Raw genomic sequence first — 10,324 nt, 5'->3', positions numbered from 1 at the left:
AATTATATTTGAAAAGCGGAAAGCTTTCAAACAAGAGGAAAATAATACGTGAGTCTCAAAAAGATTAATAGTAAACTCTTTGATCGCTACATAAAGAAAATCATCAGTGAAACGATAGCCTCGCAGCTACCGGGCCGACAAAACGGGGGCGCTGCCGATGCCTATCGCCACATACTTCTGTCGGCCGAGCTCACCAGGCTTTTTGGATCGGGTATCGCTCTCGGCCGGCTCAACAGACATGAAAGCGATAGCGATAGTGGCGCCGACAACGGCCTCGATATGTGGAACAACGCCATCGGCATCAGGATTGGTAAGTATATCAGACAAAATGGCGGCGAATGGGAGGATATCGTGCGGCTGTCGCGTGCTGTGATGGCCCACTCCTTCGACGGGCCAGGGTTCGACCAGATAGGCAACTGGAAGATCAGGTCGGCAGACGACGGCATCAAAAAGACATACGAGCTTTACTCAAAGCCAGGACGAAACGGCGCCATGAGCTTCGAGCGCTTCACAAAGAGATACAACCTGAACAGAGAATATGCTTTCCGCACAAACGATAAGACCATTCTCCTCGAAGACGGAAAGCTGGAGCTTTTCCCGGCTGCTATGACCAGCCCGAAACACTGGGAAGTCAACCCGAAGGTTGAAGTCGACGGTGCGGAAATCGAACTCACCGTCGATGAATCGCAGTTTCCGTCACGCGACTGGTTCACCGGAAAAGGATTTGTCTATGAGGACGGGAGCCGCGCCCCGACTCTGAATTTCGACCCGGAGCTGTTCCCCGAGCCGCACGATGACAAGCGAAGCGATTTCAAGTCCGACAAACCGGACATCGCCGGCCTGAATCGGAAAAGGCCGCCGCTTCGCCTAAAGCCGAACATGCACCGTCTGCTGTCCGGAGACCTCTCCGCGATCAGTTCGAAGGAAAATCCGTTCTCAGCCAGGGAACTCCGCTTCCTGATGGGAGGCAAGGTTCCGAGGGTCAAAGGCGCGACGCGCCTCCACGATATTGCAAGGCCACAGTCAGACCGCTTCGATCCTTGAACGAATGATGGCAAACTGATCAAAAATGCGCCACTGCCCAATATTTTTGCACTGCATCATTGCGGTTGAACAACGACAGGGTTCGTTGCCTGCAATATTACCAACACTCTGAATCCATTGAAAAATAAAGCGGGCCAGGCTCCATGGCTCAGCCCGATTCCCGGTTTGGCACGGAGCTTGCAGAGTGATTATCGTGCAGCGCCCCTAGGGTTCCGGTTCCGTCCTCAAGGCGGGATGCTGGTCCAAGAGGGGCAAGCCGGCAGAGCAAATAGCCGGTGACACGGCGGGAAAAAAACCCGGGAGACAACTGCACAGGTTTGCGCGCGCAAACCCTCTCCCGGTGTGTGCGTCAGACCTCATTCTTGGCAAGCCGGCTCCAAAAGCTGGCGCAAATGCAGGAAGGCGTACAATCATGTTCAGGAACACAATAAAGGTTCTTAGCCTTGCCGCACTCCTCGCGGCACCCACCGTTTCAGCGCCCGCGCTAGCGGCTGAAAAGACCGATTTCAAAGTCTGCTGGTCGATCTATGTGGGCTGGATGCCGTGGGGATATCTTCAGGATTCCGGCATCATGAAGAAATGGGCCGACAAATACGACATCACCGTCGATATCGTGCAGATCAACGATTACGTGGAATCCATCAACCAGTACACGGCCGGCGAATATGACGGCTGCTCCATGACCAATATGGACGCCCTGTCCATTCCCGCCGGTGGCGGTGTCGACACCACGGCGCTCATCGTCGGCGACTATTCCAACGGCAATGACGGCGTCATCCTCAAGGACAAGACCGATCTTGCCGAGATCAAGGGGCAGAACGTCAATCTCGTCGAACTCTCCGTCTCTCACTATCTCCTTGCCCGGGCGCTTGCCAGCGTCGGACTGAAGGAGCGGGACATCACCGTCGTCAACACGTCCGACGCCGACATGATCGCCGCCTACGCCACAGATGACGTCACAGCAGTGGTCACCTGGAATCCGCTCCTGTCGGAGATCGATGCGCAGCCCAGCGCGAGCAAGGTCTTCGACAGCGCGGCCATTCCGGGCGAGATCATCGACATCATGATGGTCAATACGCAGACGCTCAACGACAATCCCAATTTCGGCAAGGCGCTGACCGGCGCCTGGTACGAGCTGATGGCGATCATGTCGTCCGACAGCGATGAGGGTAAGGCGGCGCGCACCGCAATGGCCGAAGCCTCCGGCACGGACCTTGCCGGTTATGACGCGCAGCTTGCTACCACCAAGATGTTCTATACGCCCGCCGAGGCGGTGGCATTCACCAGTTCGCCGGAACTCGCCAAGACCTCCAAATTCGTGGCCGAGTTCCTCTTTGAGAACGGCGTTCTCGGAGAAGGCGCACCAAGCCCGGAATTCGTCGGCGTCCTGTTCCCGGACGGCTCGATCTACGGCGACGAGGCGAATGTGAAGCTGCGCTTCGACACGACATATATGGGCATGGCCGCCAGCGGCGACCTTTAAGCGGAAGGATGCGCCCGTCCGGCTGGGCCGGGCGGGCGACTGAGTAGTCATCATGCGTATCATCAACCGAAAGCCGTCCCGCTCAACCGGCATCGCCCTGGCGATCATGCCCTTCATCGCGACCGCGATCGCCTTTGCCGTCGCCAGCCATTACCGGCGTCTGGACAACCCGGCAGACAAGCTGCTGCCGTCGCTTGAACAGATGGGCGCCACCTTCTGGCGGATGGCTTTCGTGCCGGACAAACGCAGCGGCGATCTGCTTCTATGGACCGATACGCTTGACAGCCTGATACGCCTCGGAACAGGGATTGGCCTTGCCACGGCTTTGGCGCTCATCTTCGGGATCCTGATCGGCTTCATTCCCCATATGCGCGTCACGCTCGCGCCCTACATCGCGACCTTCTCGCTCATTCCGCCGATCACAATCCTGCCGATCCTTTTCATCACCTTCGGCCTTGGCGAACTCTCCAAGGTGATGCTTATCGTCGTCGGCACCGCGCCTGTTATGATGCGCTCGACCGCGCAGGCCGTGATGGACATTCCGCGTGAACTCGTGATCAAGGCCGAAACGCTCGGCGCCGGCGTCGTGCAGATGGTCTCACGCCTCGTGCTGCCGCAGATCCTGCCGAAACTGATCACCGCCATTCGGCTCGGTCTCGTGCCCGCCTGGATCTTCCTGATTTCCGCCGAAGCTATCGCCTCCACCTCAGGCCTCGGTTACCGCATATTCTTGGTGCGCCGCTATCTCGCGATGGACGTCATCCTGCCATACGTGCTGTGGATCACACTGCTGGCCTTCCTCATCGACCGCCTGCTACTGATGATTTCCAAGCGCGCCTTTCCCTGGCATCATCTGGGAGGTGAGAGCCTGTGAGTGCGCCACCCAAAATCGTCGTGCGCAACGTGTCGAAAGTCTACGACGGCACGCCCGTGCTGGAGCGTCTGAACCTCAATGTCGAGGCTGGTACCTTCTGCACCGTGGTCGGTGCATCCGGCTGCGGGAAATCAACATTCCTGCGCATGCTTCTGTCGCAGGAACTGCCGACACGCGGCCATATAGAGATCGACGGCAACGACCTGCCGGACGAGCCGACGCCCGATCGCGGCATCGTCTTCCAGCGCTATTCAGTGTTCCCGCATCTGACCGTTGAGGACAATCTGATTCTCGCGGGAGAATTCGGCGCGTCCAAACTGCTTGGCCGAACCTTCGGAGCTGCCCGAAGCAAGGCGCGCGACGCCGTCAGGGAAACGCTTGAAAAGATAGGTCTTACTCCAGCCCGCAGGAAATACCCGGCACAGCTGTCCGGCGGCATGCAGCAGCGCCTTGCCATCGCGCAGGCACTCATCAAGCGCCCTAAGGTCCTGCTGCTCGACGAACCGTTCGGCGCTCTCGATCCCGGCATTCGCGTGGACATGCACGACCTGCTTCTTGGCCTGTGGGAAGAAATGTCGATGACCGTCTTCATGGTCACCCATGACATCAACGAAGCCTTCAAACTGGGCACGCGCCTTCTCGTCTTCGACAAGATACGCCACGATCCGCAGGCGCCCGACGCCTACGGCGCAACCATCACCTACGACCTGCTATTGACGCGTTCCGGTCAGGAGCCTTCTCCTGAAACCCTGGAGGAGCTGAAACGCGCGGGCCACATGCATCCACAGGAGTAAGGGCATGAAAGACATCTTCGCCAACGGGTTTGAACGGGAGCGCCGGGTCCTTGGGTCACGGTCCTCAACGCCGCCCGAAAAACACCATCACCCCGATTTCGACAAGCTGCAACTGCGCGGCTGGAAGGCGGCGGAAAAGGAAGGAACACTGCCGACAAAGGCCTGGGAAAAGGAAAAACAGTGGGCTTTGCGCATGGGCCTGACGGGCTCCGACTGTCTGGAAGACAAGTCCATACCGACCTTCGCGCGTGGCGAACTGCCGCATTATGCCGGCATCAACACCTTCCTCAAGGCGCCCTACATTGAAGATGTCACGCAGGTTGGTGCCTATGACGCCGCGGTGATTGGCATTCCCTTTGACGGCGGAACCACCTACCGCCCCGGCACCCGCTTCGGACCCCAGGGCGTGCGCAAGATATCGGCGCTTTACACCCCCTATAATTACGAGATGGGCGTCGACCTGCGTGAAGAAATGACCCTGTGCGATGTGGGCGATGTCTTCACCATTCCCGCCAATATCGAAAAGACTTTCGACCAGATCACCCGCGCGGTAAGCCATGTCGTTTCGTCCGGTGCTTTGCCGATCATGATCGGCGGCGACCATTCCATCGGCTTTCCCTGCGTGCGCGGCATTGCCGAATGCACCTCCAAGCGGATCGGCATCGTCCATTTCGACCGCCATATCGACATCCAGGAAAAGGATCTCGATGAGCGCATGCATACGACGCCCTGGTTCCACGCAACCGACCTCGTCAACGTGCCCGCCGTCAATCTCGTCCAGATCGGCATTGGCGGATGGCAGGTGCCGCGCGAGGGGGTGGAGATCGCCCGCAAGCGCAACACCAATATCTTCACCATGCGCGATGTCGAGGAGCTGGGCCTGCCGGAGACTGCGGCCCGAGCCCTGGAGCTTGCCTGGAAGGATGCGGACGCGGTTTATATTTCCTTCGATATCGACAGCGTCGATTGTGGCTTTGTCCCCGGCACCGGCTGGCCGGAACCGGGCGGCTTCCTGCCGCGCGAAGCGCTGGAGTTGGTATCGCTGGTTGCGGCAGAAGGTATTTGCGGGCTTGAGGTGGTCGAGGTGTCCCCTCCCTATGATACGTCGGACATCACCGCCCTCTTGGCGACCCGTGTGATTGTCGATGTGCTTGGCACACTTGTCTCACACGGCAAGATGGGCGCGCACCGGGCCATCATCGACAAGCCCGTGTCTATTCCGGCCGGCCCGGATGTGGAGTGAACCGATGAGCCATCACCATTATCATTCACACGACCACGATCATCACCACGGCCCCGGTCACAACCATCATCACGCTGCCGATCATCTTCACTCCCATGTCAATGGTTCGCACGGGAGGGAGCGGCAGGAAGAACTGCACATGCTCGCCGCCAATTTTATTGACGGCTTCCGCGCGGCGGAGGACAAGACCTCCTATCTTCGGATCGCCGGCATAGATTTCCAAAGACCAGGCGAGGATGGCCTGATGATGAACCTCGTCGACGCGTCGATTGCCTCGAACTGGCAGATCGGGACAGCGTCACCGGCCTTTGCCTCGCGCGAGCTCGTTTACATGCCCTTCCCCGGTAACATGGTATCCCACCGGGAAAATATGACCTTTACCTATGTCTCCCTGACAAACAGGCTGGATATCGACCTGATCAGCCTGCTGGAAGATCGCCTCGACGAACCGACAAAAGGATAGATCAATGACTTATCGTACAATCGCAGCAGCTTTTTTCCTCAGCCCGGCAGTCCCGGCCCTGGCCCATCCGGGCGCGCACACAGAATTGACAGCCGCCGGATGGCTCGCCCACATGGTTGCGTCGCCCTTTCACATGGCGGTCGTCGCCGCCGCAATGGCCGTGCTGGGCGGCTTCGTTCTGTTCCGCCGGCTGACGGCCAAAAATCGCACCCGCAAATAGCCTGGCGTACAACACACATCAAAGGGCACAGGCCGCATTAGGCAATTGATCCGCTCCCAAACCCGCGTCGGGCAAAAAAATGCCGTCCGGCGCGGCAGCGCAGAAAAGCATTTCTTCAATCCGGTAGCCCGTTCAACGAAAATTCCCTGCAACAGGACAATTGCGCCCGCAGGGATAAGATGACATACGGCAACCGCAAACTTTCGACCTTCCCGGCCTTCTTCAATGTGGCCGAAAAGAAGGTCGCCGTGTTCGGCAATGGCGAAGAAGCCTATGCCAAGACGCGGCTTCTCGCCAACACGGCTGCCGCGATTGCGGTCTATGCGGACCACCCCGAGGCGGCCTTTGCCGACTATCTGCGCAAGAACGCCATTGCGAGGATCGCCGAAGCCTACGATCCGGCACATCTCACCCACGCAACGCTGGTGTTTGCAGCAACCGGCGAGGCTGATCTTGACGCCCGCATCGTCACCGATGCGCGGGCTGTCAAAATCCCGGCCAACGCCGTCGATCAGCCTGATTATTGCGACTTCCTGACACCCGCCCTCGTCAACCGCGCACCGGTTGCGGTGGCGATCGGCACGGAAGGCGCGGGGCCAGTCCTTGCACAAATGATCCGCGCGCGGGTCGATCAGATGCTGTCGCCGACGCTTGGCACACTTGCGGGACTTGCCGAAAGCTATCGCGGGGCGGTCGACATGACCCTGCCGCGCGGCGCAACGCGTCGTCAGTTCTGGAGGCACTTCTTTTCCGGCCGCGTCCGCGACGATGTCGAGGCCGGTGATCTGTCAGCCGCCCGCAAGAGCGCCAATAGGCTCCTGCATGGCACAGACAAAGCCGAAGGTTATGTCTGGCTTGTCGGAGCCGGCCCCGGCGCTGAAGATCTCCTGACCCTGCGCGCCCAGCGTGTCCTCATGGAAGCCGACGTTATCCTCTATGACGCATTGGTGCCTGAAACAATTGTCGATATGGGCCGGCGCGATGCCGAGCGCATCTCGGTCGGCAAACGCAAGGGCTGCCATTCCAAGTCTCAAGCCGAAATCAGTGCGCTGATTGTCGAACTCGCCGAAAAGGGCAAGCGCGTCGTGCGCCTCAAATCCGGCGATCCGCTGGTTTACGGCCGTGCGGCCGAGGAAATGTCGGCGCTGCGCGATGCGGGCATTGCCTATGAGATCGTTCCCGGCATCACCTCGGCCTTTGCCGCCGCTGCCGATTTCGAACTGCCACTGACCTTGCGCGGCGTTGCATCATCCATGGTGTTCACCACCGGGCACGACCTGAAAGGCAAGGTTCTTCCAGACTGGGCGCGGCTTGCCGTTTCCGGTGCGACAATCGCCGTCTATATGGGCAGAACGGTCGCTGCATCCGTTGCCGAACGTCTGACGGCAGCCGGATTGGCGACTGACACGCCCGTGGCGATCATAGAAAACGCCAGCCAGCCAAACCGGACATTGATGCATTCCACGCTGAAGGAACTGCCGGCCATCGAGCAACTAGATGACCTCAACGGCCCGGTGATGGTGATCATCGGCGATGCAGTCGCCGGCGCCAACTTTACCCATTCCACCCCGCTCTCAGTGGCAACGACAAAAGTCGCCGCTGCCTGACGGGGCGAAGAAGAGGATATTTGTGATGAAAAAGGTACTGACCGCCAATCGCCTGAAAGACGGCATCGCCGTGTGGCTTGGAGCCAATGGTCAATGGCTTGAGAACATCGACACTGCCTTGATCGCCCGTCATCAGGAAGCCGCGGACGCGCTTGCCGATGCGGGCAAGTCCGCCTTCAACGACAACCTTGTTGTCGATGTCGATCTCATCGATGTCGAGGAGATCGAAGGCGAGATCTACCCTATCCGCCTGCGAGAGCGCATCCGTGCCGCCGGCCCCACGATCCGCGCAGATCTCGGCAAACAGGCCGATTTCAAGCAGGCCACGGCCGCTTGATCACAAAACAGCCCAACAACCGGACCCGTTCCGCAGGAGTAGCCGATGTACCGCTATGATGAGTTCGATCATGATTTTGTCCGCCAGCGCGTCGGACAGTATCGCGACCAGGTCGAGCGCCGCCTGTCAGGCGAGATCGACGAAACGGCGTTCAAACCTCTGCGCCTGATGAATGGGGTCTACCTGCAACTTCATGCCTATATGCTGCGTGTTGCCATCCCCTACGGCACACTCAACAGCCGCCAGATGCGCCGTCTTGCGCGCATCGCCCGCGACTACGACAAGGGCTACGGTCACTTCACCACGCGCCAGAACATCCAGTACAACTGGCCGAAGCTTTCCGACACGCCGGCCATCCTGGAAGAGTTGGCAGAGGTCGAGATGCACGCCATCCAAACCTCCGGCAACTGCATTCGAAACGTGTCCGCCGATCATTTTGCCGGTGCCGCCGCCGATGAAGTCGCCGACCCGCGTCCCTATGCGGAAATCCTGCGCCAGTGGTCGTCCAACCACCCGGAATATTCGTTCCTGCCGCGCAAGTTCAAAATCGCAGTGACCGGCGCAGAGCGCGACCGGGCGGCCATCCAGGTTCATGACATCGGTTTGCACCTGAAGCGCAACGAGGCCGGCGAACTCGGTTTTGCCGTCTTTGTCGGCGGCGGCCAGGGCCGCACGCCGATGATCGCCAAGAAAATCCGCGATTTCCTGCCGGAAGCCGACCTCCTGTCCTATACGACCGCCATCATGCGCGTTTACAACCTGCACGGCCGCCGCGACAACAAGTACAAGGCCCGCATCAAGATCCTCGTGCACGAGACCGGCGAGGAAGACTTTACCCGCCAGGTCGAGGCCGAGTGGGAAAAGCTCAAAGCCACGGAACTGAAGCTTCCAGCCGACGATCTTGCCGCGATTGCGAGCTACTTCGCGCCGCCGGAACTTCAGGACAGGCCCGAAGGCTGGGCCCAGATTGCCGGCGCCAAGAAGTCCGACCCGAATTTCGCGGCCTGGGTTCACCAGAACGTCACGCCGCACCACCACCCCGACTACGGCGTCGTCACGATTTCGCTGAAACCGATCGGCGGCATTCCCGGCGATGCCACCGACAGCCAGATGGAAGTGGTCGCCGATCTTGCCGAGAAGTTCGGCCATGACGAAATCCGCGTCTCGCACGAACAGAACCTCGTGCTGCCGCATGTCGCGCTGGCCGATCTGGAGCACGTCTACCGCGTTCTGCTGGAAGCCGAGCTGGCAACAGCCAATGCCGGCCTCGTCACGGACATCATAGCCTGCCCGGGGCTTGATTACTGTGCCCTGGCTAATGCCCGCTCGATCCCGGTCGCGCAGGAAATTTCCGAGCGTTTTGGCTCACAGAAACGCCAGCAGGAAATCGGTGAGCTGAAGATCAAGATCTCCGGTTGCATCAATGCCTGCGGTCACCACCATGTCGGCCATATCGGCATTCTCGGCGTCGAAAAGAAAGGCGCGGAACTCTACCAGATTACTCTGGGCGGATCAGGTGATGAAAACACATCGGTCGGCCAGATCATCGGCCGCGGCTTCGAGCCGGAAAAGGTGACCGATGCGGTGGAGACGGTTGTCGAGACTTATCTCGGCCTGCGCGAAAATCCGGAAGAAACGTTCCTTGAAGCTTATCGCCGGGTTGGACCCGCACCCTTCAAGGAGGCACTCTACGGCGAAGCCTCCAAAGCCGCCTGACCGAGGACGACGAGATGAGCGAAATGAAAATCTGGAAAGAAACCGGTTTTGTAACGGACGATCCCTGGCAGGTTGCCGGGGAGGACCAGAGCGCCGACGCAAATGCCAAACTGCTTCTGCCGCTGGCGCAGTATCTGGAACTGGACGATACCGACCGCCGGCCGGAAAGCACCGGCGTTATTCTCGAGCCGGCGGACGAAGTCAGCCAGCTTGAACCCTTTCTGGATCGGCTGGCGCTGATCGCCGTCACATTCCCGGTCTTCAATGACGGACGTGCCTATTCGCAGGGCTCGCTGCTGCGCGAACGCCTTGGCTTCGATGGCGAGCTTCGCGCCATGGGCGATGTGCTGATCGATCAGGTTCCGCTGATGCTGCGCTGTGGCATCGACAGCTTTGCAGTTACCAACGGGACGGCCATTAAGCGCCTTTCCGAGGGCCACCTGCCCGGCATCGACAGCTACTACCAGCCGGCTGCCGTGCCGTCGCGCTCCACCGGCTCCTATGCCTGGCGCAGCATTGGCGCATAAAAGTCATCAAACGGCT

Annotated in this window: 11 protein-coding genes, 1 pseudogene and 1 riboswitch; all 12 genes and pseudogenes read left to right on the top strand. The window is 59.5% G+C overall.

Annotated features, from left to right (window positions below; genetic code table 11):
* Positions 1-48 precede the first annotated feature (48 nt).
* The 12 genes and pseudogenes from OQ273_RS00460 (at position 49) to OQ273_RS00410 (ending at position 10,308) form a co-directional block, all read left to right on the top strand.
* On the top strand, positions 49-1,044 hold the full coding sequence (locus tag OQ273_RS00460; RefSeq protein WP_267988508.1) for a hypothetical protein: 996 nt from the start codon (positions 49-51) through the stop codon (positions 1,042-1,044).
* Between the two features lie 193 nt (positions 1,045-1,237).
* A riboswitch (guanidine-I (ykkC/yxkD leader) is annotated at positions 1,238-1,349 on the top strand.
* Positions 1,350-1,456: 107 nt separating this feature from the next.
* Positions 1,457-2,527, top strand: a complete 1,071-nt coding sequence (locus OQ273_RS00455) for a putative urea ABC transporter substrate-binding protein (RefSeq protein ID WP_267988507.1) — start codon at positions 1,457-1,459, stop codon at positions 2,525-2,527.
* A gap of 250 nt (positions 2,528-2,777) precedes the next feature.
* A pseudogene (locus tag OQ273_RS23720) lies at positions 2,778-2,870 on the top strand (ABC transporter permease); the annotation flags it as partial.
* Complete coding sequence (locus tag OQ273_RS00450; protein WP_425493400.1) at positions 2,853-3,401, top strand: ABC transporter permease; 549 nt, start codon at positions 2,853-2,855, stop codon at positions 3,399-3,401. The pseudogene OQ273_RS23720 and the gene OQ273_RS00450, both read left to right, overlap by 18 nt.
* On the top strand, positions 3,398-4,195 hold the full coding sequence (locus OQ273_RS00445) for an ABC transporter ATP-binding protein (protein ID WP_267988505.1): 798 nt from the start codon (positions 3,398-3,400) through the stop codon (positions 4,193-4,195). The genes OQ273_RS00450 and OQ273_RS00445 overlap by 4 nt, the downstream gene beginning before the upstream one ends.
* Positions 4,196-4,199: 4 nt before the next feature.
* Positions 4,200-5,438 (top strand): agmatinase family protein, encoded by a 1,239-nt coding sequence (locus tag OQ273_RS00440; RefSeq protein WP_267988504.1) that lies wholly within the window; start codon positions 4,200-4,202, stop codon positions 5,436-5,438.
* A 4-nt stretch (positions 5,439-5,442) separates the two neighbouring features.
* Complete coding sequence (locus tag OQ273_RS00435) at positions 5,443-5,901, top strand: hypothetical protein (protein ID WP_267988503.1); 459 nt, start codon at positions 5,443-5,445, stop codon at positions 5,899-5,901.
* Positions 5,902-5,905: 4 nt separating this feature from the next.
* Positions 5,906-6,121 carry a hypothetical protein gene (locus tag OQ273_RS00430; protein WP_267988502.1) on the top strand — a complete coding sequence of 72 codons (216 nt, stop codon included), beginning with the start codon at positions 5,906-5,908 and terminating at the stop codon, positions 6,119-6,121.
* 179 nt (positions 6,122-6,300) lie between these two features.
* Entirely contained in the window at positions 6,301-7,728 is a 1,428-nt protein-coding gene (gene cysG, locus OQ273_RS00425) for a siroheme synthase CysG (protein WP_267988501.1), read from the top strand.
* Between the two features lie 22 nt (positions 7,729-7,750).
* Positions 7,751-8,065: a DUF2849 domain-containing protein gene (locus tag OQ273_RS00420; protein WP_267988500.1), complete on the top strand. Its 315-nt coding sequence runs from the start codon at positions 7,751-7,753 to the stop codon at positions 8,063-8,065.
* Positions 8,066-8,110: 45 nt separating this feature from the next.
* Positions 8,111-9,781 carry a nitrite/sulfite reductase gene (locus tag OQ273_RS00415; RefSeq protein WP_267988499.1) on the top strand — a complete coding sequence of 557 codons (1,671 nt, stop codon included), beginning with the start codon at positions 8,111-8,113 and terminating at the stop codon, positions 9,779-9,781.
* A gap of 14 nt (positions 9,782-9,795) precedes the next feature.
* On the top strand, positions 9,796-10,308 hold the full coding sequence (locus OQ273_RS00410) for a DUF934 domain-containing protein (protein ID WP_267988498.1): 513 nt from the start codon (positions 9,796-9,798) through the stop codon (positions 10,306-10,308).
* The last annotated feature ends 16 nt before the right edge of the window (positions 10,309-10,324 follow it).

The organism is Hoeflea prorocentri (assembly GCF_027944115.1).
Taxonomy (GTDB): domain Bacteria; phylum Pseudomonadota; class Alphaproteobacteria; order Rhizobiales; family Rhizobiaceae; genus Hoeflea_A; species Hoeflea_A prorocentri.
The sequence above is the reverse complement of the archived record's forward strand: the minus strand, read 5'-3'. Positions and strand labels throughout refer to the sequence as shown.